The organism is Afipia massiliensis (assembly GCF_014203115.1).
GTDB classification, from domain to species: Bacteria; Pseudomonadota; Alphaproteobacteria; order Rhizobiales; family Xanthobacteraceae; genus Afipia; species Afipia massiliensis.
The window spans coordinates 819,010-842,910 of the sequence record NZ_JACHIJ010000001.1; the positions used below are offsets into that span (position 1 = coordinate 819,010).

The window sequence follows — 23,901 nt, forward strand, 5'->3', positions numbered from 1 at the left end:
GAGAGGCGAAGAACAGTATCTCGTGTCGTCCCCGCAAAGGCGGGGACCCATAACCACCGAATTCACGGTTGCGCGTGATGTCGCACCGCTTGCCCGGCTATCAATCTTAAATGAGAGTTTAGGGCGTATGGGTCCCCGCCTGCGCGGGGACGACATTGTGCGTGTGGGTCGTTCGCGCGAACGCGCGCCCGGAATGACGGACTTACTTCTTCTTCCCGTCGGCGCCGAACTGCTTGAGGAATGCAGTGAGATCCTTGATCTCGTCTTCCTTCTTGATGCCGGCAAACGCCATCTTGGTACCGGGGATCTTCGCCTTCGGGTCCTTGATGTACTCGGCGAACACCGCGTCATCCCAGGTGATGCCCGAATTCTTGTTGGCGTCGGTATAGTTGTAGCCCTCGATCGTTCCCGACTTGCGGCCGAACAATCCGTTCAGCACCGGACCAACCGTGTTCTTGGCGGTCTCGCCGACCTGATGGCAGGCGCGGCACTTGTTGAAGGACTTCTCGCCCGCGGCAGCGTCCTGAGCATAGGCGGAAGTGGCAAAGCTGACAGCGGCAAGAGCGAGGGCGGCGACGAGCGAACGAGCAATCATGTGGTTTGACCTTTGAAGCGGGCAGGAAGGCTGGCAGGTGGTGAGTGTGAGAACTATGGGCGGGAAGACTTAGAGAAGAGACTTGAGAGAAGAGGATTTTGGGGCATGAGAACCGAAACCCGCCGCGCCCCGCGGCGGGTTCCGTCAGTGATCAGTTCATCAGCCGAATATATCGGCCGTGATCCCGGTATACCAACCCATGTTTTCCGCCTGTGTCTGCTTGCGCAGTTCGGCGCTCTCGCCGGTCTTTGAGACAAAGGTGGATGACGCGCCGATCTTGCCGTCCTTGGCTTCGTAAGCGCCGCCGACCTTCACGGCGTCATCGGTGTCGATCATGCTCCAGCAGGTGTTGGTGTAACGCGCCGGGAACGTGCGCGCCGAAGCCAGTTCACCCCGGATCATCATGGCGGCGACCTTCGCCTGGCTGTTGGCGGAGAACGCCGATTTCGGCATCTCGCCGGCGATGCAGGCATCGCCGAGAACGTAGATGTTGGAATCGATCGCCGACTTCATGTTCGTCGGATCGATGGCGCAAAAGCCGGTGGCATTGGCGAGGCCCGCATCGCGCGCGATCGCGCCGGCCATCTGCGCGGGAATGACGTTGACCAGCGCCGCGTTCTTGTAGGTCTCGAAACCGGTGACGACGGTGTTGGTCTTCGGATCGACCGATTTCAATCCGTCATGCACCTTCGGGCCGAGCCATTCGACCATGCCCTTGTAGCGGTTTTCCCAGCCTTCCTGAAACAGCGCCTGCTTGGAGAAGGTTTCCTTCGGATCGATGATGATGATCTTGCAGCGATCCTTGCGCGCCTTCTTCAGCGCATGGGCCATCATCGAGACGCGCTCATAGGGACCGGGCGGGCAGCGATAGGGGTTCGGCGGAGCGATCATCACAATGACGCCGCCGTTCGGCACCGCATCGAGACGCTTCTTGAGGAGCAGCGTCTGCGCACCCGGCTTCCAGGCATGCGGCATCTTTTCTTCCGCGGCCTGCGACCAGCCCGGAACGGAATCGTATTTCAGGTCGATACCCGGCGAGACCACGAGGCGGTCGTAGGGCAGCTTCTTGCCGCTGGCGAGAATGACTTCCTTCTTGTCGCGATCAATCTTCGCGGCCCGGTCAGCAACGACGGTGACACCGTGCTTCTTCAGGCCCGCATAGCCGTGGGTGATCGACGCATAATCCCGCACACCGCCGAGATAGAGATTGCTGTGGAAGCAGGTCTGATACTTGGCGTTCGGCTCGACCAGCGTGACGGAGATCGCGCCCGCGCTCTCCTTGGCGATATACTTCGCCGCCGTCGCACCGCCCGCGCCGCCGCCGATCACCACGACGCGCGGCTTGCCCTGCCCGAGTACCGCAGGTGCGCCAAACATCATGACGCCCGCGAACGATGCCGATCCCGTAATCAACTGCCGACGATTGATGCTCATGGTATCCCCCAATTATGTTTCATTGAAAACATGGATTCAGCAGGCAGGCCACGCCGGTCAGCCGACTTTCAGATAGGCAAAGCCTTTCGATTGCAGCGCCGCGACGGTGGCGACGCCCGACGGCACGAAGCTGATGAACGGCACGTCTCGCACCTTGCCCTTGTCGAGCTTCAGCCGCTGGAAGGTGATCTCGCACAGATGGACCTTGAGGCCGTTCTTGGCGAGCGCGGTCACGCGCTCGAACAAGGCCGGATCGATGGTCTCGTCCTTCCAGGGCGTTCCTTCCAGCGTGCTCAGGAAATACTTCACCGCAACGCTGTGCGCGATGATGACGAGTTGCAGGCCGAACGGATCGGAGCCGTAGGCCGAATAGTGATTGGAAATGTTGTTCAGCGTCTGGGCGAAGCGCGCGTTGTCGCCATAGTCGCAATGATAGAGGCATGCGACATCGCCCTCTTTCTTCAGGTCGGCCATCGACAGTGCCTGCGGCGCGGCTTGCGCCGTTGCCGCGGCCAGACCACCCGCAGCGGCTCCGATGATGACGCTGCGACGCGTTGTCGAACCCTTGTGGTCTGCCATGACAACCTCCGATGTTGGAACCGCTATTTCTGCGTCTTGAAATAAGCCGCCAGAGCCGCGATGTCACCCGCTTCGAGCCGTCCCGCGATGGTTTGCATCACCGGGTTGTCGCGTTGCTTGTCCTTGTAGGCATTCATCACCGCGATGAACTGGTCTTCCGGCCATCCAGCGATTTTCGGAATGCCCTGCGCATTCTGGCCCGAAACGCGGTGACAGGTCACGCATTCCGACGACAGATATTGTCCAAGTTCGCGGTCTCCCGCAGCAGCATTTTCCAGCGCAAGGCCCGCCGCCAGAACGAAAAGCATCGCCCTCGCCGACCGCAGGCTCATCAGTCGACCTTCGGCCCGGATTTGCTGTCGGGCGTCACGTCCACCGAGATCGCCCGGCCGGTCACCTTCGGTGCGCTGCGGCAATCCTTCATGCACGGGTCTTTCTTCCAGAACTGTTTTTCAGCGGTCTCGCGGTCGTCGTCGTAAAACGCCGCCGCATTCGGCATCTTGATGGACGTAAAGTTCCTGTCATTCAATTCGAAATTTTCGTCTTTGACGATATCATTCATGCTGAGAAGATAGGCCGTCAGGGCATAAACGTCATCATCGGACAGCGACCGCGCATTCCCGTAAGGCATCGCGCGCTTGATGTAGTCGAACGCGGTCGACAGATCCGGCCAGAACGAGCCGATGGTCTTGTCGGGGCGATCCGCCTTCAGCGTTCCGGCGCCCCCGGCCAGTACCGGCCAGCGGCCAGCACCCTCGCCGAATTCGCCGTGGCAGGACGCGCATTGCGCCTGAAACAACACGTCCCCCTGCTTCACCGTGCCCTTGCCCGGCGGAAGGCCCTTGCCGTCCGGCCGCACAGCGGTGTCCCACGCCTTGATTTCATCCGGCAGCGCGGGGCGCCCAAGCCCAAGCTTAGACGAGGTCTTCGCGGCCGCCTGTGCGGCAATTTGCTGCGCTTCGATCCGCGAGTTCGCAACTGCGAGCGCGACGCCGCACAACAGCGCGACTGCGGCGAGCTTAACCGATCTCGACATTTTCAGTCTCCCCGCCTGAACGCACCAGCCAGGTCTGAATGCCGTTGTTGTGGTAGATCGAGTTGACGCCGCGCACCTTGCGCAGTTCGTGCTTGGTGGGCTGCACATAGCCGGTGGAATCTATCGCACGGGACTGGATCATCAGTTCCTGCCCGTTCCAGTCGAAATCGACATAGAAGCGCACCAGCGACTTGTCGAACACCGGCCCGTCGATCCGCGCCGTCTGCCAGTTGCGGCCGCCGTCCATCGACACGTCGACACGCTTGACCGTACCGCGGCCGGACCATGCGAGACCACTCAGCACATTGCGGCCCTTGTGTTTGAGCGGCGCCTGCGGCGACGGGTTGGTCACCACCGACTTCGCATCCATGACGAAGGTATGCTTACGCGAGCGGCCGTCGGCCAGGAGGTCGGTGTATTTCGATGTTTCCTCGCGGGTCTGCCATGGCTGGTCGCCAACCTCGATGCGGCGAATCCATTTCACCCAGAGATTGCCTTCCCAGCCCGGGATCACCGCACGCAGCGGATAGCCCTGCTCGGGCCGCAACGCCTCGCCGTTCATGGCGAAGGCCAGCATGCAATCGTTCAGCGCCTTCTCGATCGGCAGCGAGCGGTTCATGGCGGCCGCGTCCGCGCCTTCCAGCATCAGCCACTTCGCATTCGGCTTCAGGCCCGCCTCATCCAGCAGCGTCTTCAGCGACACGCCGGTGTACATGACATTGTGCACCATGCCGTGGGTGAACTGGCAGCCATTGAGCTGCGCGCCGCGCCATTCCATGCCGGAATTCGCCGCGCATTCGAGGAAGTAGACCTTGTTCATGCGCGGCATGCGCTTGATGTCATCCATCGTGAACACCAGCGGCTTGTCCACGAGGCCGTTGATCATCAGGCGGTGTTCGGCGGGATTGATGTCCGCGACGCCGGAGTGATGCCGCTCGAAGCACAGCCCCGACGGCGTGATGATGCCGTCGAGTTCGTGCAGCGGCGTGAAGTTGACGGAGGATTCCGGCGATGCCGTGAGCCACGACACGTCGCGGCGGATCACGTTTTTCTCGAACTTCGACGGCATGCCGTAAGGAGTCTTCTGCACGCCATCGCCGAGATAGCGATTCCAGTCCTGAATCTCGGTGATCAGCGGATCGGGCTTGGCGCCTTCCGCCATCGCAGGCTTCGCGCCGAGCGCAGCGCCTGCGCCGGCGAGACCGACTGCGCCGAGAAACTTGCGGCGGTTGAGAATATCCGCAGATGATTTGTCACTCATGCGGCATCCTTTCTATTTATCTCGATACGTGAATATGTTGATGACGACAGTGCATTGAATGTCCTGCGTCAGACGCCTGAAACTTTAACGGCCGTGTTCGGTTCGACTTTGACGGTGCCGCGCTTGCCGACATGCGCCGACAAGACGTCCCAGATCGGCGGACCTTGGGTGTTTTCGTTGACGCTGGCCCAGCCCGCGACGGTGTAGCTCTTGGCGGCATCGATCGGCTTGCCGGATTTCAGATGCGTCAGTTCGGAGATGCGCGAGCCCATCGGCTTCGACACATCGATCGAGTAACCCATGCCGCCGATGCGGACCATGTCGCCGCCGCCCTGGAAGTACGGATCGGGGTGGAAGATGTTGTCGGCGACGTCCTCGAGGATTTCCTTGAGCTGCGCGCCGGTCATCTGGTTGCGATAGCAGTTCGGATAGGTAATCGCGGTGGCGTTGGTCACGTCTTCCCACGTGATCGGGCTGTCCGGAAGCAGCGTGCCGCCCCAGCGGAAGCCCGGCGACAGCGCGATTTCGACATCGCGCTCCGACAGCATCGCGTCGCAGATCAGATCGTCGAAGGTGCCGTTGAAATTGCCGCGGCGGTACAGCAGCGAGTCCGTCTTGCCGATGACGCGGGCCAGATCCTTGGCGAACGGCGCCCTCACCTTCTCCACCAGCGCGGTCATCGCGCTGTCCGGCTTGATCGCATCGGTGAACACCGGCATCAGCTTGAAGCGGACGCCCGCGACCTTCTTGTCCTTCACCTCGATATCGAGACGCGAGACGAACTTGCCGTGCGAGCCGGTCGCGACCAGCACGGTGTCGCCGACGCGCACGAGGCCCGGCATCGCATCATGCGTATGCGCGGTCAGGATCACGTCGAGACCCTTGACCCGGCCAGCCAGCTTGCGATCGACGTCGAAGCCGTCGTGCGACAGCAGAACGACGATCTGCGCGCCCTCGGCGCGCGCCTCGTCGACCTGCTTCTGCATGTCCTCTTCGCGAATACCGAATTCCCATTTCGGGAACATCCAGCGCGGATTGGCCACCGCCGTGCGCGGCAACGCCTGTCCGATCACGGCGATCTTCGCGCCGCCGCGCTCGAACATCTTGCGCGGCTCGAACACCGGCTCCTGCCATTCGTTGTCGCGGACGTTCTGCGCGAGGAACGCGAACGGCGCCTTGTCGGCGATTTCCTTGACGCGCTCGGCGCCGTAGGTGAATTCCCAGTGACCGACCATGGCGTCGAGCTTCAGCGCCGACATGACGTCGACCATGTCCTGCGCCTTGGTCTGCAGCGAGGACCAGCTTCCCTGCCAGGTGTCGCCGCCGTCGAGCAGCAGCACTTTGTCCGCGCCGCGCTCCGCGCGCACCGCATTGATCAGCGTCGCCACGCGGTCCATGCCGCCCATGCGGCCGTAGTTGCGCGCCAGCGAGACGAAATCGTCCGACGTCAGCGCATAGGCATCCGCCGACCCGGCGGCGACATTGAAATATTTCCGGAACTCCGCATCGGTGAGATGCGGGGGAAGTCCGCGATCCGCGCCGACGCCGAGATTGACCGACGGTTCGCGGAAATACAGCGGCATCAACTGCGCATGGATGTCGGCAACATAAAGCAGCGTCACCGTGCCCAGCGGATCGAAGCGCGTGATGTCGGCCTGCGTCAGGCGCTGCTGCGCGGCCACCCGTCCGAGCGAGCCAAGCCCGCTCCCGATCGTCAGCGCAGACGCAGCCGCGGTCGCCTGCAGGAATTCCCGCCTCGATATCATCGAACCACCTTTGTCCCCTCAGCTGAGGGAAACGATTTTCAGAAAGCTTGGCACTCGCGCGGGATTGAGAACCCGCGCGAAAAAATCAGCCGACAGTCAGCTTGTTCTTGGCCGTGTATTCCGAACCGTCGTCATCCTTCCAGGTGAAGGTGAACTCGCCGGTCTCAGCGGCCTTGTAGAAAAACGACTGATACGGATTCGCCGAGATCGCCGGATTCCAGTCCGCTTCAAACACCGGCTTGCCGTTGAACGTCGCCGAGAACTTGTTGATGATCTTGCGTGGCACAACCTTGCCGGACGAATCCTTGCGCTGACCCGATTCCATTTCGTGCGAAATGAGGGTCTTGATTTCGATCATCTCGCCGGCCTTCGCGGTGGCAGGAACACGAACGCGCGGGGTGGGTGCATTGGCCATGGGAAAATTCCTCGCCTGAATATTTCTTCTTAAGTGAACGCCGCTCGATCAGCCGCCGCAGCCGCCGATGGTGACCTTCACGTTTGCTTTCGCCATGTAGAGATTGCCGTCCGACATTTCCGCGACGCAGACGATGTTCTGGGTCTGCGCGAGGCGCATGCGGGTCGACGCGGAGGCCTTGCCGCAGGCCGGCGTGAACTTGTAGGTGACGACGCCGGGAAGCGGATTGCCGTCGGCGAACACATGAACCGCCTTCACGTAATCCTTGTCGGTCATCGGGCTTTCGACCTCGACGTTGACCGGCACCACGAGGCCGTTCTCGGCGATCTCGGGCACGTCGAGCTTGATCTTGCCGCTGGCTGGCTTCTTGTCGCCGTAGAGCTTCTTGATCTCGGCGGCGACGGCGTTCTCGTCGGCGAACGACATCTTCGGCGCGAGGAATGCCGCAAGCCCCGCGATGGCCGCGAGCGTCAGCGTTTCGCGACGGGTTGTTTCAGTCACTTTCAAATTCATCGATGATTCCTCCTGCGGGAGTCTTTTGCATCCCTTGACGATAGTATCGCTTGACGATGCCAAGTCTGATCTATCATGATCCGCTCACATCATTATATTGTTTTTCTTGAATGTAAAGATGTTCTAAGGTGGCGGTTCGCGGGTCCGAATCTGCAAAATTCGGATTCAGGACACCAGGCTAACCGGGGAACCGAAAAGGTCGCACAGACGACCTGACGGAGGGAGGATAAAGAATGAGACGGACCACGATTCGGTCGGCGATAGCTTTCGCCATTCTGGTGTGCGCTTCGGGCGCCCCCGTTCATGCACAGGATGCGAGTGAAAAGGAAATCGAGCGCTATCGCGCGATGATCTCCGATCCAATGTCGAATCCCGGCTTTCTCGCGGTCGATCGCGGCGAAGTCCTGTGGAGCCAGAAGCGCGGAACCAAGGATGTTTCCCTTGAAACCTGCGATCTCGGCCAGGGTCCAGGCAAGCTGGAAGGCGCCTTCGCCAAGCTGCCGCGCTATTTCAAGGACGCCGACAAGGTCATGGACACCGAGCAGCGCCTGCTGTGGTGCATGACGAACATTCAGGGTCTCGACACCAAGGACGTGATCGCCCGCCGGTTCTCCGGCCCCGGCCGCGCGTCCGACATGGAAGATCTCGTCGCCTTCATCGCCAACAAGTCGAGCGGCATGAAGATCGACGTTCCGCTCAGCCATCCGAAAGAGCAGGAAATGGCCGCGGTCGGCGAAACGCTGTTCTATCGGCGCGGCGGCGTGAACGATTTCTCCTGCGCGACCTGCCACGCCGAGGAAGGCAAGCGCATCCGGCTGCAGGGCCTGCCGGACCTGTCGAAGCCCGGCAAGCTCCCGCAGGAAACCATGGGCGGATGGCCGACCTATCGCGTGTCGCAGGGCGCGCTTCGCACGATGCAGCATCGTCTGTGGGACTGTTACCGGCAGCAGCGCTGGCCGGTGCCTGAATATGCCTCCGACGCACTGACCGCGCTGACCGTGTTCCTGCAGAAGCAGGCCGCGGGCGGCGAACTCAACGTCCCGTCAATCAAGCGTTGAGAGAGGAGCGCATCATGACGTCATCTTTGAAAATTGCAGCGCTGGCTCTCACTGCCGGCATCTTCACCGCCCTTCCCTTCGCAGCGTCGGCGCAAACCGCACCGAAGTCCGCGGACCCGGCACTTGTCGAAGCCTATCTGAAATCCACCTTCGGCAAGGCGCCGCAGGAATGGCAGGATCGCATCGTTCCGGACGAGACGCTGAAGGTCTGCAACGCCTTTCACAACAACGTGCCGTCGGCGGAAGCCGACAAGATCGTGAAACGCGAACTGGAGAAAGTCGTCTATCCAGCCGACGGAAAATTCCTCGGCGACTGGAAGGAAGGCCGGAAGGTTGCCAACAACGGCCGCGGCGGACAGTTCTCCGATGCACCGGGCACGGTCGCAGGCGGCAACTGCTACGCCTGTCACCAGTTGGAAAAGTCCGAGGTCTCCTTCGGCACGCTTGGGCCAAGCCTGACCAACTACGGCAAGGACCGCAAATACGCGCCCGACGAGATCAAGAGCGCCTACACCAAGATCTACGATTCGCAGGCCGTGTTCGCATGTTCCAACATGCCGCGGTTCGGCGCGAACAAGGTGCTCAACGAGCAGCAGATCAAGGATCTCGTCGCATTGCTGTTCGATCCGGAATCGCCGGTCAACAAGTAGACCCGGCAATCCTGCGCAAAGCGGAGACAACGAGATGAAGGTGCAATATCTGCTGGCGATGGCGGCTGTTTGCGCCCTCGCCTCGTTTCCCGCGCGCGCGCAGGACGCGACCGTCACGTACAAATCGCTCAGCCCCGAACTGGCGCTGGACGCGGCGAAGGCCGCGTTCGCCGATTGCCGCAAGCGCGGCTATCAGGTCTCGGTCGCCGTGGTCGATCGTTTCGGCACGCCGCAGGTGATGCTGCGTGATCGCTTCGCGGGTGCGCATACACCACCGACCGCAACCGGCAAGGCCTGGACCGCGGTTAGCTTCCGCAGCAGCACAACCGAGCTCAACACGGCAACGCAGGCCCCTGCGATGCAGGGCCTGCGCAATCTCCCCAACGTCGTGGTGATCGGCGGCGGCGTGATGATCGAAGCCGGCGGCTCATTGCTCGGCGCGATCGGCGTTTCCGGCGCACCGGGCGGCGACGCGGACGAAGCCTGCGCCAAGGCCGGCATCGCCGCGATCAGCGACAAGCTGGATTTTTAGCGCGATGTGATCGCGCTCTCGATGTGTCGCCGTCATCCTGAGGTGCGAGCGCTTGCGAGCCTCGAAGGATGATGGCTCTGATGCGTGGCGCGCATCCTTCGAGGCTCGCCGCAAACGCGGCTCGCACCTCAGGATGACGCTGCCTCCTGAACATGTCGGCGGCTGCTCATTCGCATTAGCCGCACGTCTCATCCGCTTTCGATTTAGGCCGGAGCCTTGAGCTTCTTCAGCCGGAACGACAGTCCGATGAAAATGACGCCCATGAGCATCGAGAACCAGGCGATCGTCCAGACCAGCGCCAATGCGCCGGCGCCGGGCCGGACCAGGAGGAGAACACCGAAGGCGATCGAAACCAGGCCGCCGAGGATCAGCCACCATTCGCCTTCAATTTCCTTGCGCAGTTGAATCGCGCCCCAGATCTCCAGCACGCCGATCACGATCGACCAGACGGCGATGAACATCAGCAGCACCAGGGCGGTCGTGCCGGGCCAGAAGAACGCCAGCAAGCCCGCGACAATGCCGGCGATGCCGACGAAAGCGAGCCACCAGCGCGGTGCAATGGCGTCACCTCTGCCGGATATCGCGGCCCATAGCGACAACACCCCGTCAGCGAGCGCGAATGCGCCCCAGAACAACGTGAGAGTCAGCAGCGTCAGACCCGGCCAGATAAAAGCCAGTATGCCGAAGAGAATGGCGGCGATGCCGCGCAACAACACCAGCCACCAGTTTTGAGCGAGAGCTTCACGCAGCGCAAATCCTGAACCGGGTAAGGTTGCCCGCGATGGGGCCGGTGTGTCGGACATTGGGTCTCTCCGTTCTTTTGACGTTGCACAATCGTCCCGTTGTTTCCAACCGTCTCCAGGGAGCGACCGATGGCATCGGCATGTTCGAACGCAGGAGCCGCCTTCAGCGCATCCTCGTGACATCGGTCAGAATTTGCCTGTTGCCGGCCAGTGTCAACTTTTGAAACCGGCATGTGCCGCAGAGCGCCAATGCTCGGAGCGCGATGCTTTGGTTAAAGAGGTCTTCCACAAGAAGAAACAATGCGCTCAGGCCAGCGAGCGCAGGATTGAATCGATGGGCGGGCCGATTTCTCCACCCGTCATTCCGGGATGCGTCCCTTGGCGCAGGCCCGGAATCCATGATCACTCGCGGAGACTGGACCGCCGTCATCCTGAGGTGCGAGCCCTTGCGAGCCTCGAAGGATGAGGGCGACGCGCGGCGCATCCTTCGAGGCTCGCCGCAAACGCGGCTCGCACCTCAGGATGACGCACCACCCACGCTAGGCCCGCCTGCAACATTTCGTGATGGGGATACGAATCCCCGCGCTCCGAACCGCTCGTATGTTCGGGACGTCCTGTTCGCGGGGGGCGCTTTCTAGAGGCGTCTGAAGGCGGAGCAGGATGCGGCGCCTGCGCGCACGGTTCGCACCCGTTGCGTCCGGGAGGCTGGGGTCACCGTCCGGGCCAACTAAGTGGCTCTGCCGTTCGCGGCTGGACGCGGCGAGGACGAAGGCGGCGAAAGCCGGCCGGATCAGGACGTGAAAGCGTCCGTCCTCACCCGGAAGTACGGTCCCCTCGCCCAAAATCGCCGCCAAATAGCAGTCAAGCTTGCGCAGACTGCGTAAACTTGTCTGCGGAGCGCCGCAAGGCGATGCGCTTTCGGAGAACCATCGCCTCGCAAGCGATGCCGGAAGCGAAACAAGACAAGGTGCGCCTCGCGGCGCTCCATGCCCCTCATTGCTAAGGGGCGAGACTAAAAGCTCACCTCGCGCGCGATCAAGCGCGAGAGCAATTGCGCGTGGCTGTTTGAAAATTGAATCAGAAAGTCGAAGTGACGCACGCTATCGCGTCACACTCAATGTCGTCCCCGCGAAAGCGGGGACCCATAACCACCAAACGACATGACAATGGCGAGAAGGTTGCTCCGAAATCTCCCTCAAATCGATGACTCAGGGAGTATGGATCCCCGCTTTCGCGGGGATGACGTGGAGGGGATGTCCTCCCCACAAGGGGATAAGAAGGTCACGCCTGCCGCTTCAGCCACTCCGGGAACGGCGCGGACTCATAACCCTTCTCACGGACATAACGGAACATCGCGAGAAATTCGTTCGGCTCCAGCAATCCCGGCAGGCGGGCGACTTCCCGCGCCTGTCCGCTCTTCGCCGCAAGACCCGTCGCGGCCTCGGGAAAGAACTGGATCGTCGGCGTGAAGCGAACGCCGTAAGCCTCGGCGAACGCCTTCTCGCCGCGCTTGCGCCCGTCGAAATCGGTCACTTCGCGCGCGCCGATATGGTTGAGATGAAGAATCTCGAAATTGTCGCGGATGTAGCTTTCGATCTTCGGGTCCAGCATATGCACCTCGTGCATCCGCTTGCAGGCCGGGCAACCCTTCAGCCCCCACATGATCGCGAAGCGCTTGCCCTTCGCGGCCGCGCCGGCGAGATCCTCGGACACATCGAGGAAGCTGTCGAGATACCAGTCCATGTGGTAGATGCCGTCGTCGCCGAGCTTGGCCTTCGCACTGGCCGGCGCAGCGCGCAGGCTCAGGGCGCCGATGCCGAGCGCCGCAATAGCGTGCCGCCGGGTCAGAAGTTTTTTGTTGTTGGGCAAGAAGACCTCCTTCGTCCGCGTCAGCCAAACGATCCGAACACCGGAAATGTTTCCAAGAGCCAGCCCGCGATGCGCGGCATGCCGCCAGTCAAAAACAGCACACCGGTCAGCACAAGAGCGCCGCCGATCACCTTTTCGATAGTGCCCATATGCCCGCGCAGCCGCGCCATCAACCGCATGAATGGCGCAGAAAACAGCGACGCCAGCATAAACGGAATGCCGATCCCGAGCGCATAGGCCCCGAGCAGCGACGCGCCGCGCACCGCCGATCCTTCGACGCCGGCGACCACAAGAATCGCCGCCAGCACCGGACCGACGCACGGCGTCCAGCCGAATGCGAAAGCGAGACCGACGACATAGGCACCGAGAAATCCCGCGGGCTTCGAGGCGGTTTGAAATCGCGCCTCGCGAAACAGCAGCCGGATCCTGAACACACCAAGGAAATGCAGACCGAGAATGATGATGATCACGCCGGCGATGATGGCGAGCGTGTCGAAATACGCGGTGATGGTCTTGCCCAGCGCCGAGGCCGATGCGCCGAGCGCGACGAACACCGTGGCGAAGCCAAGCACGAAGGCGAAAGACAGCGCCACCACGCGCCAGTTCGGCCGCCAGCCGGGCGCGGCGTCGTCCTTGGTCAGATCATCGAGGCTGATGCCCGCCAGGAAGCACAGATACGGCGGCACCAGCGGCAAAACGCAGGGCGAGAGGAACGACAGCAGCCCCGCCCCCAGCGCGCCGATCAAGGAAATGGAAGAAACCACGGATTTTCCGGCTCTGGCAGATACATGCGAATTCGTGTATATGTATCACATGTCTGGACAAACGCTCGCAAAAACCGTCGCCGCGGCCGCACTTTCAACAAGCATGCTGTGGCCGGTCATGACGCAGGCCGCCGAACTCGTGATGTTCGAGCAGGCCGGCTGCATCTATTGCCAGCGATGGGACCGCGAAGTCGGCGCGCTCTATGAGAGGACCGAAGAAGCCAAGGCGATGCCGCTCCGGCGCATCGATATTCGGGATCAAAAGGCCAGCGGTATCGTTCTCGCCGCGCCGGTGCGCTACACGCCGACCTTCGTGGTGGCCGAAAACGGCCGCGAGGTCGGGCGCATCACCGGCTACAGCAATGACACCGCGTTCTGGGGACTGCTCGACGCGCTCGTCGCGAAGCTGCGTCCCTCGCCGCGCGAACCCAGTCGAATCTGACGACGTTTCACCGTTTGAAAAGATAAAGCCAATGACATCGATCCTTTCATCCGAACTGGAAACCGAACTTCGCGACGGCGCGGAGTATTCGCCCGAACTCGACCAGTTGATGCGCAAGGCGCGCAAGGCCAGCAACTTCCTCAAAGCGTTGTCGCACGAGAACCGGCTGCTGCTGCTGTGTCTTCTGGCGGAGCGCGAACGGTCGGTCACCGAACTCGAGAACATCCTGTCGCTGCGGCAGTCCGCCGTGTCGCAGCAGCTCGCGCGGCTGCGTTACGACGGCATGGTCGATACACGGCGCGACGGCAAGACGATCTACTACAGCCTCGCCAATGACGACGTCCGCCGGGTGATCTCGGTGGTCTACGATATTTTCTGCGCGCCTGTGGAGGCTGCAGACAAGAAATAACCTGCCGCAACGGCAGGCGGACGCGACACGGCCCGCAAGGCCAGACGTCGCGCCGATCCGGGAGAAACGCCATGCAGAACATGTCTGCCTGGATGCAAGCTTTGGGCGGTTTCGCCATCGGCGCAACTGCGGGCTTCGCCGTGCGCCATGCGCGGCTGTGCACGTTCGGCGCCATCGAGGATGCGCTGATGGGCGGCGACAGCCGGCGGCTGCGCGTGTTCGGGCTGGCGCTCGGCATCGCCATTCTCGGAACGCAGGCGCTGATCGTCGGCGGTGTGCTCGATCCTTCATTGGTGACCTACACGCCGTCTGCGTTGCCACTGGTTGCGATCGCCATCGGCAGCGTGATGTTCGGCATTGGCATGGCGATGGTCGGCACATGCGGCTTCGGCTCGCTGGTGCGGCTCGGCACCGGCGATCTGCGCAGTCTCGTGGTGGTGTTGGTGCTGGGCGGTGCGGCCTATGCGACGCTGCGCGGAATCTTTGCCGGGTTCCGGATCGACTTTCTGGAATCCCTGTCGCTTCCGATGCCGAACGGCACCCGCGCCGAGATCGCATCGCTGTCGTCGCAACTTCTCGGTATCGACACGCGCATTATCCTCGCAACAATCGCAGGCGTCGGATTGTGCTGGCTGGCACTTCGCGACCCGCGGCTCAGGCGCGCACCGCGACTTCTATCAGCGGGTATCGTGCTCGGCGTTCTCATCGTCGCCGGATGGATCGTGACGGCGTCAGTCGTGGATGAGTTCGCCGGCCCGTCGCGCCCGCAAAGCCTGACGTTCGTCTCCACCGTCGGTAAGGCGCTTTACGCGGGCCTGCTGAACGTCACGAATTTCGCGGACTTCGGCGTCGCCAGCGTGTTCGGTGTCATCGCCGGATCGTGGCTCGCCGCATGGCGCGCGGCGGAGTTGCGCTGGGAAGCGTTCGATGACGACCACGAGATGCGGCGCCATCTCGGCGGCGGCGTGCTGATGGGCGTCGGCGGCATTCTCGCCGGCGGCTGCACCATCGGTCAGGGCCTGACCGCCGGATCGATGCTGGCGCTGTCCGCGCCGCTCGCCATCGGCGGCATGATTATCGGTGCGCGGCTCGGCATCGCAATTCTGGTCGACGGTTCGCCGCGCGACATCATTCAGCGCCGCTGGGCCAGCCTGCTCGGCAGAAGCAACCCGGCAGAATAGCGATCAGGGACGAATGACGGTGTAGCCGCTCTCGCTCAGGATCAGCAGTTGCCCGACGCCGACCTGCACTTCGATGGCATGCGGATTGATCTTCGGCCGCGTCCCGGTCTCGTGCTCGATAGTATCGAGCGTGTTGCCGCAGACATCAAAACGAACGCCCTGTGTGCTGAGGCTATCGACTAGTTGCCGGTTTTCGCTGGTGTCGCGCAAGAGGTCGATGCCCGGCCCGAAAGCCACCACCTCGATCGCGATCTTGTCCTGCCCGTAGGCCTTCTGAAGATTGCTCGCGACGCTCAGGACCAGCCGCTGCTTTTTCGGATCGGAATCGGACAGCTGCAACGCGATGAAATGCTCGGCGAAGGGCTTGTCCTCGGGCGGCTTGGCTCCAGCCTTCGTTTGTGCGCCAGCCGGACGCGAAACGGCCGAGGCCAGCGCAGCAAGAGCGGCTGAGTAAAACAGTTGACGACGATTCATGGTGGCTTGCCTTTTCCGGCCGACAACGCGGCGGGAGAATGCAGGAGCACTTTCAGGACGACAAGGTGCCGTCGCAAACGTTCTGGTGAACGCTCCGGGAACCGGGATATTGCCGTTAGCGCGTCGCCAGCGCCGGAATGATAACCGGTCCGCGAATGCCGAGCGCAGCACCCGAAATGATTCCGGCGACCGCGATGAACGACGGCATTCCCAGCGTGGATAAGCCGGTCAGTCCCTGCCCGATCGAACAGCCGTAAGCCATCGCACCGCCGATGCCCATCAGCGCCGCGCCGGAGATCGAGCGCACCATGTGGTTCGGCGAAGTGTAGCCCTCAAGCTTGAAACGTCCGGTCACGACTGCCGTCACAAGGCTGCCGGAGAGCACGCCCGCGACAAGCGCGATGCCGAAGCTCAACGTCAGGCCAGTGGAGAGCATCGTGTATTGCAACGAATCCGCGATCGGCGAAACGAAGGAGAGCGACGTCACCGGAATCGGGTTGAAATCATCGGCGCCGAGCCAGCCGGTGGTGAGCCAGCCGGCAGTGACCAGAAGGCCAACAGCGAGACCGGCCGCGATCTGGCCGTAAGCGCGGCGGAACTGGCGGTCGGAGAACGCGAAGATCAGCAGCGCGCCGCTCGCGATCAGCGTCACGGCGATGCGGGCCACGAACTCGTCAATGCCCATGCTGGCGAGCAGTCCCGGCGCGGAGACAGCGGCCGGCGTGGTCTGCGTCGCCTGGAGAACGCCGAGACGCGCAGGCGCGATCAGGCCCTTCAGGGTCATCTGGGCGGCGATGCCGATGATGGCGATCACGACCAGCGAGCGAAGATTGCCCTTGCCGAGCAGAACCAGCGCGCGCGAGGCGCAGCCGTTGGACAGAACCATGCCGAAGCCGAACAGCAGGCCACCGGCGAAAATCAGCGGCGCGGAGAACGAGGGCTGCAGATAGATCGACTTGGCGATATCGACGAGGCCTGCGCCCGCGATGAACTGCGTTCCCAGAATCGCGACGGCCAGCGCCAGCGCGTAACTGCGAACCTTGCGGCCGTCGTTGGCGGTCCACCAGTCGCGAAGGCTGCTCATCAGGCAGAAGCCGCTGAGAAGACCGACGACGCCGAACGCGAGACCAATCGCGAAACCAGCAGAAACCGGGATACCGGGCATGACGGAGTTCCTTGACCACAATCGATAACGTCTGGAGAACAAATATCTATTCGCCCGCTTGCAAAGGGTCCATATCGTTGAAAAACTAAGGATATTCTTGCCCACGCAGCGAAAAATGGAGAGAGTCCTGCTATTCTGAGAGGCGCCAGGCGGAAATCCTTCTCCCATGCTTCAGCAAAAATCCGTGCTGCCGGCGGCACTCTCTATAATCCTGCCCCATAGCCGGTCTATTCTGGCCGCATGAGATCAAACGCACCCCTCCCCGCCCCCGCCAATTCCCCCAGAGACGGTATGAACCCAGTTAAAGCTCTCACGACTCACGGCCAGGCCATCTGGCTTGATTTCCTTGCACGCGGTTTCATCGCCAATGGCGAACTCAAGGCGCTGGTCGACAGCGACGGGGTGCGCGGCGTCACGTCCAATCCTTCGATCTTCGAGAAGGCGATTGGCGGCAGCGATGAGTATGACGGGGCCGTCTCCGCACTCCTGAAAGAGCGCGACCGGCCCGTGGGTGATCTTTATGAAGCGCTGGCCGTGGAAGACATTCAGCGCGCTGCAGACGCACTGCATTCGGTCTATGCCGCACTGAAGGGCACTGACGGCTATGTCAGCCTCGAAGTCTCGCCTTATCTGGCGCGCGACACCGAGGGCACCATCGCCGAGGCGCAGCGGCTCTGGAAAGATGTCGGCCGCGCCAACCTGATGGTGAAGGTGCCGGGAACACGCGAGGGCGTGCCGGCGATCCGCGCGCTGATTTCGCAGGGCATCAGCATCAATGTCACGCTGCTGTTCTCGCAGAAGATGTACGCCGAAGTTCTGGAAGCCTATATCTCCGGCCTTGAAACCTTCATCGCGGGCGGTGGCGACCCGAAGCGCATCGCCAGCGTGGCCAGCTTCTTCGTCAGCCGCATCGATACTGCGGTCGATACTCAACTCGACGGCAAGATCGCCGCCGCGAGTGGCGATGAGAAGGCAAAGCTCGAAGCACTCAAGGGCAAGGTAGCCATCGCCAACGCCAAGCTGGCGTATCAGCATTATCTGAAAGTGATCGGAAGCGAGCGCTGGAAAAAACTCGCCGCGAAAGGCGCACAGGTCCAGCGCCTGCTGTGGGCCTCGACCGGCACCAAGAACAAGGCCTACAGCGACGTGCTGTATGTCGAGGAACTGATCGGACGCGATACGGTCAACACCGTACCGCCCGCGACCCTCGATGCCTTCCGGGATCACGGCAAGCCGCGAGACAGTCTCGAAGAAAACATTGCGGACGCCGAGAGCGTGCTCACTGGCCTCGCGAAAAGCGGCATCTCGCTCGACGCGATCACCGAAGCGCTGGTCGACGATGGCGTCAAGCTGTTCGCAGAGGCCTTCGACAAGCTGCTTGGCGCCGTCGCGCAAAAGCGTGCTGCAATTCTCGGTTCGCGTATCGATGCGCAGACCATCAAGCTGACGGTGGAGATCGAGAAGGACGCCAGGGCCTTGTCGGAGCGCTGGCGTGCGGATGGGACTATCCGCGCCTTGTGGCAGCGCGATGCGTCGGTCTGGACCGGCACTGATGAGAGCAAGTGGCTCGGATGGCTCGATGTCGTCGCCCGCGAGCAGAGCGACACGGCTCGCTATGTTGCGTTTTCCGGATGGGTGAAGAGCAAGAACTTCAGCGACGTTGTCGTGCTCGGCATGGGCGGCTCGAGTCTCGGGCCGGAAGTGCTCGCCGAAACCTATGGTCAGATCGACGGCTTTCCGAAACTGCGCATTCTGGACTCCACCGATCCCGCTCAAGTCCGGCGGACCGAAGCCGCAATCAATCTCGACAGGACGCTGTTCATCGTGTCGAGCAAATCCGGCGGCACCACCGAGCCAAACGCGCTGATGGAGTATTTCTTCATTCGCGCCGGCGCGAAGGCAGCCGAGCGTTTTGTCGCGGTGACCGATCCCGGTTCATCGCTTGAAAGGGTGGCAACCGCGCGCGGCTTTGCGCAGATTTTCCTCGGCGATCCGACCATCGGTGGCCGTTACTCGGTGCTGTCGCCGTTCGGTCTCGTACCTGCGGCAGCGGCTGGAATCGATGTGTCGGAGTTTCTCGGCCTTGCCGCCGCGATGGTGCGCTCCTGCGGTCCCGATGTGCCGCCTGCGGAGAATCCGGGCATTCAGTTGGGATTGGCGCTTGCTGCTGCCGCGAAACATGGCCGCGACAAGCTCACCCTGACCGGATCGAAACGCATCGCCGATTTCGGCGCTTGGGCCGAGCAGTTGATCGCCGAATCCACCGGCAAGAACGGCAAGGCGCTGATCCCGCTTGAGGGCGAGCCGCTCGGCGAGCCGGAGATTTACGGCAACGATCGCTTGTTCATCGATCTGCGGCTGAAGGACGATAGCGACAACGCGCGTAAGACCGCGCTTACAGCACTGGAGGCGGCAGGACATCCGGTCGTTCGCATTGTCGTGACCAGCCCCGCACATATCGGACAGGAGTTCTTCCGCTTCGAGATTGCAACCGCGATTGCGGGCGCAGTCATGGGCATCAATCCGTTCGACCAGCCAGACGTCGAGGCCGCGAAGATCAAGACGCGCGAGCTGACATCTGCGTTCGAAAAATCCGGCGCGTTGCCGGCTGAGACCGCCATTGCGACCGACGGAGCGATTGCGATTTATACCGATGCGGCGAACGCCGGCGCATTGCGTAAATCCGGCGCGGGCAACGATCTCGCATCATGGCTCAAGGCGCATCTCGGTCGCATCAAGGCGAATGATTATGTGGCCACCCTCGCCTATCTCGACCGTAGCGACGCCAACATTGCTGCGATCCAGAGCATCCGCATGGCGATCCGCAACAGCAGGCACGTTGCGACCTGCGTCGGATTCGGGCCGCGCTTCCTGCACTCCACCGGACAGGCCTACAAAGGCGGCCCGAACAATGGTGTGTTCCTCCAGATCACCGCGGACAACGCCGCCGATCTCGATGTGCCCGGCCAGAAGACGAGTTTTGGTGTGATCGAAGCGGCGCAGGCACGCGGCGATTTCGATGTGCTGACAGGACGCGGCAGGCGGGCGCTGCGGCTTCACATCACAGGCGATGTGGCGAAGGGATTGGCGATCATCGCCGCAGCTGTTCAGGGTGCCTTGAAGTAAGCGCTGAAAAAGGATCGCTCGGACTTATCCTAGCGATCCTCAACAGCCGACGCGATGAAGCGATAGATGTCCGTGTGATCGGCATTCTTGTCGAGCGCGGCCTTGGCGTTCTCCCAGAGCGTCGCGATGGTTTCCGCGTTCGACGGATCGAGCCCGACGAGCTTCGACAGATCGGCGGCGATGCGCAGATCCTTGGCCATCAAGGCCAGGGAGAATCCTGACGCGAACGTCTCCGAGATCACGAACTGCTTCATCTTGACGTCGGTGGAATTGTTCTTGCCCGTCGAGGCGTTGAGCACGTCGATGACAGTCTCAGGCTGCAAGCCGAAGCGGCGGCCCACCAGCAGCGCTTCGCAGGCTGCGACAAGCCCCGCCGCGGAAACATAGTTGTTCAGCGCCTTCATCGCATGACCCGAGCCTAGCGGTCCGGTCGCGAAGACCGATTTCGCCATGGCCTGCAGCACCGGCTTCGCGCGCTCCACGAGCGCTGCGTCACCTCCAGCCATAATCGACAGGGTGCCGTCGATGGCGCGCTTGACGCCGCCGGACACCGGCGCATCGATCAGCGCAATCCCGCGCGCGGCAAGATCCTTGCCGAGCGACTGGGTATCGACCGGCACCGACGAACTCATGTCGATGATCAGTGCGTTCTTCGCAAGAACGTCGGCGACGCCCTGCTCGCCGAGCACAGCCTCGCGCACGATCCTGCTGTCCGGCAGCATGGTGATCAATATCGACGCATCTTTTGCGGCCTCGCGTCCGCTCGCGAAAACCTCTCCGCCCACCGCAGCTAGCGCGTCGCGCGCGGAAGCTGACAGGTCCGCACCGCGAACCGTGAAACCTGCGGCGATGCAGCGTTTCACCATGGGCAGACCCATTTGCCCGAGACCTATGAACACAACAGTGTCGGGTGTCGCCATGGTGCTTCGATCCGTGTTGGCCTTAGAATAAAATATGCCGGCGCGAGTAACCCCGCGCCGGCAAAATCATAGCGAACGATCTCAGGCTGCGTTGAAGCCAGCGATCGCCTTGGCTTCGAGATACTCCTCGAGGCCGAACTTGCCCCACTCGCGGCCGTTGCCCGACTGCTTGTAGCCGCCAAATGGCGCGGTGCGCTCGTTCGGCACGCCGTTGAGGTTGACGTTGCCGGCGCGGATCTGACGGCCGACCTTGCGCGCACGCTCCACCGTGCCGGCCGAGACGTAACCTGCAAGACCGTAGGGCGTATCGTTAGCGATCTTCACCGCATCCGCTTCGTCCTTCGCACCCATGATCACCAGAACCGGCCCGAAAATTTCCTCGCGGGCGATGGTCATTTCGTCGGTGACGTCGGAGAACACGGTCGGGCGAACGTAGAAGCCCTTGTTGACTCCTTCCGGAAGGCCAACGCCGCCGGCGACCAGCGTCGCGCCTTCGTCGATGCCCTTCTGAATCAGGCTCTGGATCTTGTCCCACTGCGTGCGGTTGACCACCGGACCGATGGTGGTGCCTTCGGCGCGCGGATCGCCCGCCTTGGTCTTGTCGGCAACAGCCTTGGCGATCGCCGCGATCTCCTTGATCTTCGCCTGCGGCACGATCATGCGCGACGGCGCGTTGCAGGACTGGCCGGAGTTGTTGAACATGTGCGCCACGCCGCCGGTCACAGCCTTGGTGAAGTCCGCGTCATCAAGAATGATGTTCGGCGACTTGCCGCCCAGTTCCTGGCTGACGCGCTTCACGGTGTTGGCCGCGCGCTTCGCAACGTCGATACCGGCGCGGGTCGAACCGGTGAACGAGATCATGTCGATCCCGGGATGTTCGCTCATGGCGACGCCGACATCCGGGCCGAGGCCGTTGACCAGGTTGAACACACCCTTCGGCACGCCCGCTTCATGCAGGATTTCCGCGAAGATCAGCGCCGACGACGGCGTGTATTCCGATGGCTTCAGGACCATGGTGCAGCCGGCAGCGATCGCGGGCGCGACCTTGCAGGCGATCTGGTTGAGCGGCCAGTTCCATGGCGTGATCATGCCGATGACGCCGACCGGTTCGCGGACGACGACGGCGGAGCCGATCGGCTCCTCGAACTGGTAGTTCTTGAGAACCTCGAGGGTCGATGCGAGATGGCCGAGACCGGCGCCTGCCTGCATTTTCTCCGCCATCGGCAGCGGCGCGCCCATTTCATCGGACACCGCAGCGCCGATATCCTTCATCCGGGTCTTGTAGACCGCGATGATCTTTTCGAGCAGCGCAACGCGCTCCTCGCGGCTGGTCTGCGAGAAGGTCTCGAAGGCGCGGCGCGCGGCGGCGACCGCCTTGTCGACATCGGCTTTCGATCCAACCGCAATGTCATAGATCGCTTCTTCCGTCGCCGGATTGACCACCGGAATCGACTTCTTGATAGCGGGATCCACCCAGCTGCCGTCGATATAGAACTGCATACGATTGGTCATGACGTTTCCTTTACTGGCCGCGTTCGTGCGTAGATATTGATGGAATCGATCGTGCGATCGGTGAATTAGCAGACCGGCCCTCGCCGGCATATCGGGATCGTACCGCTCTTGCCGCTGAAGCGAAAGACCATTCCCGGTCGTTTCTCATGACGTGCGGTCGCAGCGCATGCGAGGCATGCGTTCTCCTTGAGTTTCGAGGTTTCGTGCGGCGGGATGCGTCAAACATCACAACCACAGGGAGCTTTTGAGCCATCTCAATCCTTTTGACAATGGCATAGCATTCTGGATTAATATCGGCTTTCTCGATACGAGGACGGTCGATGGATACCGAACTGGCCAGAACGTTTCTGACCGTCGTCGAAGCGGGCAACTTCATCAACGCCGCTGAACGGCTCCATGTAAGCCAGTCGACCGTCAGCACCCGAATCAACACGCTCGAAAATCTGCTTGGCTGCGTCATGTTCGTGCGCAACAAGGCCGGCACCACGTTGACGCCGGCCGGCCGTCAGTTTCAGCGACACGCGACCGCACTGGTCAGGACAGTCGCTCAGGCGCGGCACGATATTGGCCTCCCCGAGGGCTTCAGCGGAACGCTGGTGATCGGCGGCCGCATCGGGCTGTGGGAAGAATTCCTGCTGCAGTGGCTACCGCTCATGCAAAAGGCGACACCGACAATCTCCATTCGGGCCGAAAGCAGCCTTGAACCTGAAATCATGCAGGGACTGATCGAAGGCCGGATCGATATCGGCGTGATGTACACGCCGCAAAGCCGTCCAGGCCTCAAGGTTGAACAGCTATTCGACGAGCGCCTTGTGATGGTCTCGACCAGCGCCAGGAACGCGCCCGAGCCGCAGGCTGGATATGTTTACGTGGATTGGGGTCCGGAATTCTATGCGCGGCACAGCGCCTGCTTCCCAAACTTCGGCGGACCATCGCTCACGGCAAACATCGGCTGGCTGGGACTGCAACACGTCATGAAGAGCGGAGGATCCGGCTATTTCCCGATGCGGATCGTCCTCCCCCACATCGCCGCGAAACGGTTGCATCTTGTCGCAGGTGCACCTGAATTTTCCGTGCCCGCGTATGTGGTCTATCCCGTCGATAGCGAACGCGAGGTGATCGCGAGCGCGATCGACATCATGCATCGGCTGGCCAGCTCAGCGACAAAAAGCAAGACTGCGGTAAAACCGGTCAAGCACGCAACCCGGGCCAAGCGATAGCTTTCACGATGCGGCGCCGATGTATCAGGTTCTTCGATACAACCGGCCACTATTTATCACTTGCCAACCACTCCTTCGGGGCGAGGATAACAGATGCACATAATCGGTAACGGAGGAACGATGTATCGAACGCCATCCGGGCAAGAAACTGCCCTCGCCAGCATGATCCGGAAAAGTACGGCCTCCCCATGCTGGCCTCGCGACGCCGACATGGAGCAGTCTTCCGAAAAATCTTCC

The 23,901-nt window shown here is 62.0% G+C and carries 24 protein-coding genes; 8 read left to right on the plus strand and 16 right to left on the minus strand.

Annotation, left to right across the window (positions count from 1 at the left end):
* Positions 1–202: 202 nt before the first annotated feature.
* The 9 genes from HNQ36_RS03755 to soxY form a co-directional block, all read right to left on the minus strand.
* Positions 203–595, minus strand: a complete 393-nt coding sequence (locus tag HNQ36_RS03755) for a c-type cytochrome (protein WP_184082578.1) — start codon at positions 593–595, stop codon at positions 203–205.
* 159 nt (positions 596–754) lie between these two features.
* A complete protein-coding gene (locus HNQ36_RS03760) occupies positions 755–2,029 on the minus strand; it encodes an NAD(P)/FAD-dependent oxidoreductase (protein ID WP_184082579.1) in 1,275 nt (424 codons plus the stop codon).
* Between the two features lie 57 nt (positions 2,030–2,086).
* Positions 2,087–2,608, minus strand: coding sequence for a DsrE family protein (locus tag HNQ36_RS03765; RefSeq protein WP_184082580.1), 522 nt, complete (start codon positions 2,606–2,608; stop codon positions 2,087–2,089).
* Positions 2,609–2,631: 23 nt separating this feature from the next.
* Positions 2,632–2,916 carry a c-type cytochrome gene (locus tag HNQ36_RS03770; RefSeq protein WP_246395234.1) on the minus strand — a complete coding sequence of 95 codons (285 nt, stop codon included), beginning with the start codon at positions 2,914–2,916 and terminating at the stop codon, positions 2,632–2,634.
* 23 nt (positions 2,917–2,939) lie between these two features.
* Entirely contained in the window at positions 2,940–3,644 is a 705-nt protein-coding gene (locus HNQ36_RS03775; protein ID WP_184082582.1) for a c-type cytochrome, read from the minus strand.
* Entirely contained in the window at positions 3,628–4,905 is a 1,278-nt protein-coding gene (gene soxC, locus HNQ36_RS03780) for a sulfite dehydrogenase (protein WP_184082583.1), read from the minus strand. Before soxC ends, HNQ36_RS03775 begins: the two co-directional genes overlap by 17 nt.
* Before the next feature lie 68 nt (positions 4,906–4,973).
* Positions 4,974–6,671, minus strand: a complete 1,698-nt coding sequence (soxB, locus tag HNQ36_RS03785) for a thiosulfohydrolase SoxB (protein ID WP_184082584.1) — start codon at positions 6,669–6,671, stop codon at positions 4,974–4,976.
* 85 nt (positions 6,672–6,756) lie between these two features.
* Positions 6,757–7,086 (minus strand): thiosulfate oxidation carrier complex protein SoxZ, encoded by a 330-nt coding sequence (gene soxZ / locus HNQ36_RS03790; RefSeq protein ID WP_184082585.1) that lies wholly within the window; start codon positions 7,084–7,086, stop codon positions 6,757–6,759.
* Positions 7,087–7,134: 48 nt separating this feature from the next.
* Positions 7,135–7,599 carry a thiosulfate oxidation carrier protein SoxY gene (soxY, locus tag HNQ36_RS03795; RefSeq protein WP_184082586.1) on the minus strand — a complete coding sequence of 155 codons (465 nt, stop codon included), beginning with the start codon at positions 7,597–7,599 and terminating at the stop codon, positions 7,135–7,137.
* Positions 7,600–7,832: 233 nt separating this feature from the next.
* Between soxY and soxA the strand changes: the two genes are divergently transcribed.
* Genes soxA through HNQ36_RS03810 form a run of 3 tightly spaced genes read left to right on the plus strand, consistent with a single transcriptional unit; the run spans position 7,833 to position 9,839 of the window.
* Positions 7,833–8,657: a sulfur oxidation c-type cytochrome SoxA gene (gene soxA / locus HNQ36_RS03800; protein ID WP_184082587.1), complete on the plus strand. Its 825-nt coding sequence runs from the start codon at positions 7,833–7,835 to the stop codon at positions 8,655–8,657.
* A gap of 14 nt (positions 8,658–8,671) precedes the next feature.
* Entirely contained in the window at positions 8,672–9,307 is a 636-nt protein-coding gene (soxX, locus tag HNQ36_RS03805) for a sulfur oxidation c-type cytochrome SoxX (RefSeq protein WP_184082588.1), read from the plus strand.
* A 34-nt stretch (positions 9,308–9,341) separates the two neighbouring features.
* Complete coding sequence (locus HNQ36_RS03810) at positions 9,342–9,839, plus strand: GlcG/HbpS family heme-binding protein (protein ID WP_046829286.1); 498 nt, start codon at positions 9,342–9,344, stop codon at positions 9,837–9,839.
* Positions 9,840–10,042: 203 nt separating this feature from the next.
* Here the strand turns inward: HNQ36_RS03810 and HNQ36_RS03815 are convergent, their stop codons facing one another.
* The 3 genes from HNQ36_RS03815 to HNQ36_RS03825 all read right to left on the minus strand — a co-directional run bounded on the left by HNQ36_RS03815 (position 10,043) and on the right by HNQ36_RS03825 (position 13,215).
* Complete coding sequence (locus tag HNQ36_RS03815) at positions 10,043–10,642, minus strand: HdeD family acid-resistance protein (RefSeq protein ID WP_184082589.1); 600 nt, start codon at positions 10,640–10,642, stop codon at positions 10,043–10,045.
* A gap of 1,221 nt (positions 10,643–11,863) precedes the next feature.
* Positions 11,864–12,451, minus strand: coding sequence for a SoxW family protein (locus HNQ36_RS03820; protein WP_184082590.1), 588 nt, complete (start codon positions 12,449–12,451; stop codon positions 11,864–11,866).
* Between the two features lie 20 nt (positions 12,452–12,471).
* Positions 12,472–13,215, minus strand: coding sequence for a cytochrome c biogenesis protein CcdA (locus tag HNQ36_RS03825; RefSeq protein WP_184082591.1), 744 nt, complete (start codon positions 13,213–13,215; stop codon positions 12,472–12,474).
* On the opposite strand from HNQ36_RS03825, the gene HNQ36_RS03830 reads away from it, so the two are divergent.
* From HNQ36_RS03830 to HNQ36_RS03840, 3 genes are all read left to right on the plus strand, one after another.
* Positions 13,202–13,657, plus strand: coding sequence for a thioredoxin family protein (locus HNQ36_RS03830; RefSeq protein ID WP_184082592.1), 456 nt, complete (start codon positions 13,202–13,204; stop codon positions 13,655–13,657). The two genes, HNQ36_RS03825 and HNQ36_RS03830, sit on opposite strands and share 14 nt — an antisense overlap.
* Positions 13,658–13,688: 31 nt before the next feature.
* Positions 13,689–14,066 carry an ArsR/SmtB family transcription factor gene (locus HNQ36_RS03835; protein ID WP_019196204.1) on the plus strand — a complete coding sequence of 126 codons (378 nt, stop codon included), beginning with the start codon at positions 13,689–13,691 and terminating at the stop codon, positions 14,064–14,066.
* A gap of 71 nt (positions 14,067–14,137) precedes the next feature.
* Complete coding sequence (locus tag HNQ36_RS03840; protein ID WP_184082593.1) at positions 14,138–15,247, plus strand: YeeE/YedE family protein; 1,110 nt, start codon at positions 14,138–14,140, stop codon at positions 15,245–15,247.
* A 3-nt stretch (positions 15,248–15,250) separates the two neighbouring features.
* Here the strand turns inward: HNQ36_RS03840 and HNQ36_RS03845 are convergent, their stop codons facing one another.
* Together HNQ36_RS03845 and HNQ36_RS03850 are read right to left on the minus strand one after the other, a co-directional pair.
* On the minus strand, positions 15,251–15,721 hold the full coding sequence (locus tag HNQ36_RS03845; RefSeq protein ID WP_184082594.1) for a DsrE family protein: 471 nt from the start codon (positions 15,719–15,721) through the stop codon (positions 15,251–15,253).
* A 115-nt stretch (positions 15,722–15,836) separates the two neighbouring features.
* The gene (locus HNQ36_RS03850) at positions 15,837–16,886 is read right to left on the minus strand and encodes a YeeE/YedE family protein (protein WP_184082595.1); all 1,050 of its coding nucleotides are present in this window, start codon (positions 16,884–16,886) and stop codon (positions 15,837–15,839) included.
* A gap of 291 nt (positions 16,887–17,177) precedes the next feature.
* On the opposite strand from HNQ36_RS03850, the gene HNQ36_RS03855 reads away from it, so the two are divergent.
* Positions 17,178–20,012 carry a bifunctional transaldolase/phosoglucose isomerase gene (locus HNQ36_RS03855; RefSeq protein ID WP_184082596.1) on the plus strand — a complete coding sequence of 945 codons (2,835 nt, stop codon included), beginning with the start codon at positions 17,178–17,180 and terminating at the stop codon, positions 20,010–20,012.
* Positions 20,013–20,041: 29 nt separating this feature from the next.
* Here HNQ36_RS03855 and HNQ36_RS03860 read toward each other — a convergent pair whose 3' ends face one another.
* Both HNQ36_RS03860 and HNQ36_RS03865 read right to left on the minus strand, forming a co-directional pair.
* Positions 20,042–20,968 (minus strand): NAD(P)-dependent oxidoreductase, encoded by a 927-nt coding sequence (locus HNQ36_RS03860; protein ID WP_488225935.1) that lies wholly within the window; start codon positions 20,966–20,968, stop codon positions 20,042–20,044.
* A gap of 45 nt (positions 20,969–21,013) precedes the next feature.
* Positions 21,014–22,444, minus strand: a complete 1,431-nt coding sequence (locus tag HNQ36_RS03865) for an aldehyde dehydrogenase family protein (protein ID WP_184082598.1) — start codon at positions 22,442–22,444, stop codon at positions 21,014–21,016.
* A gap of 320 nt (positions 22,445–22,764) precedes the next feature.
* Between HNQ36_RS03865 and HNQ36_RS03870 the strand changes: the two genes are divergently transcribed.
* Positions 22,765–23,664 carry a LysR family transcriptional regulator gene (locus tag HNQ36_RS03870; RefSeq protein ID WP_184082599.1) on the plus strand — a complete coding sequence of 300 codons (900 nt, stop codon included), beginning with the start codon at positions 22,765–22,767 and terminating at the stop codon, positions 23,662–23,664.
* Positions 23,665–23,901 lie beyond the last annotated feature (237 nt).

Coding starts and splice junctions, on each gene's coding strand:
- HNQ36_RS03855 (WP_184082596.1), top strand. CDS start 17,178: ATGAACCCAGTTAAAGCTCTCACGACTCACGGCCAGGCCATCTGGCTT.
- HNQ36_RS03775 (WP_184082582.1), bottom strand. CDS start 3,644: ATGTCGAGATCGGTTAAGCTCGCCGCAGTCGCGCTGTTGTGCGGCGTC.
- soxZ (WP_184082585.1), bottom strand. CDS start 7,086: ATGGCCAATGCACCCACCCCGCGCGTTCGTGTTCCTGCCACCGCGAAG.
- HNQ36_RS03755 (WP_184082578.1), bottom strand. CDS start 595: ATGATTGCTCGTTCGCTCGTCGCCGCCCTCGCTCTTGCCGCTGTCAGC.
- HNQ36_RS03765 (WP_184082580.1), bottom strand. CDS start 2,608: ATGGCAGACCACAAGGGTTCGACAACGCGTCGCAGCGTCATCATCGGA.
- HNQ36_RS03850 (WP_184082595.1), bottom strand. CDS start 16,886: ATGCCCGGTATCCCGGTTTCTGCTGGTTTCGCGATTGGTCTCGCGTTC.
- soxY (WP_184082586.1), bottom strand. CDS start 7,599: ATGAATTTGAAAGTGACTGAAACAACCCGTCGCGAAACGCTGACGCTC.
- soxA (WP_184082587.1), top strand. CDS start 7,833: ATGAGACGGACCACGATTCGGTCGGCGATAGCTTTCGCCATTCTGGTG.
- HNQ36_RS03760 (WP_184082579.1), bottom strand. CDS start 2,029: ATGAGCATCAATCGTCGGCAGTTGATTACGGGATCGGCATCGTTCGCG.
- HNQ36_RS03865 (WP_184082598.1), bottom strand. CDS start 22,444: ATGACCAATCGTATGCAGTTCTATATCGACGGCAGCTGGGTGGATCCC.
- soxB (WP_184082584.1), bottom strand. CDS start 6,671: ATGATATCGAGGCGGGAATTCCTGCAGGCGACCGCGGCTGCGTCTGCG.
- HNQ36_RS03770 (WP_246395234.1), bottom strand. CDS start 2,916: ATGCTTTTCGTTCTGGCGGCGGGCCTTGCGCTGGAAAATGCTGCTGCG.
- HNQ36_RS03870 (WP_184082599.1), top strand. CDS start 22,765: ATGGATACCGAACTGGCCAGAACGTTTCTGACCGTCGTCGAAGCGGGC.
- soxC (WP_184082583.1), bottom strand. CDS start 4,905: ATGAGTGACAAATCATCTGCGGATATTCTCAACCGCCGCAAGTTTCTC.
- HNQ36_RS03845 (WP_184082594.1), bottom strand. CDS start 15,721: ATGAATCGTCGTCAACTGTTTTACTCAGCCGCTCTTGCTGCGCTGGCC.
- HNQ36_RS03810 (WP_046829286.1), top strand. CDS start 9,342: ATGAAGGTGCAATATCTGCTGGCGATGGCGGCTGTTTGCGCCCTCGCC.
- HNQ36_RS03835 (WP_019196204.1), top strand. CDS start 13,689: ATGACATCGATCCTTTCATCCGAACTGGAAACCGAACTTCGCGACGGC.
- HNQ36_RS03840 (WP_184082593.1), top strand. CDS start 14,138: ATGCAGAACATGTCTGCCTGGATGCAAGCTTTGGGCGGTTTCGCCATC.
- soxX (WP_184082588.1), top strand. CDS start 8,672: ATGACGTCATCTTTGAAAATTGCAGCGCTGGCTCTCACTGCCGGCATC.
- HNQ36_RS03830 (WP_184082592.1), top strand. CDS start 13,202: ATGGAAGAAACCACGGATTTTCCGGCTCTGGCAGATACATGCGAATTC.
- HNQ36_RS03815 (WP_184082589.1), bottom strand. CDS start 10,642: ATGTCCGACACACCGGCCCCATCGCGGGCAACCTTACCCGGTTCAGGA.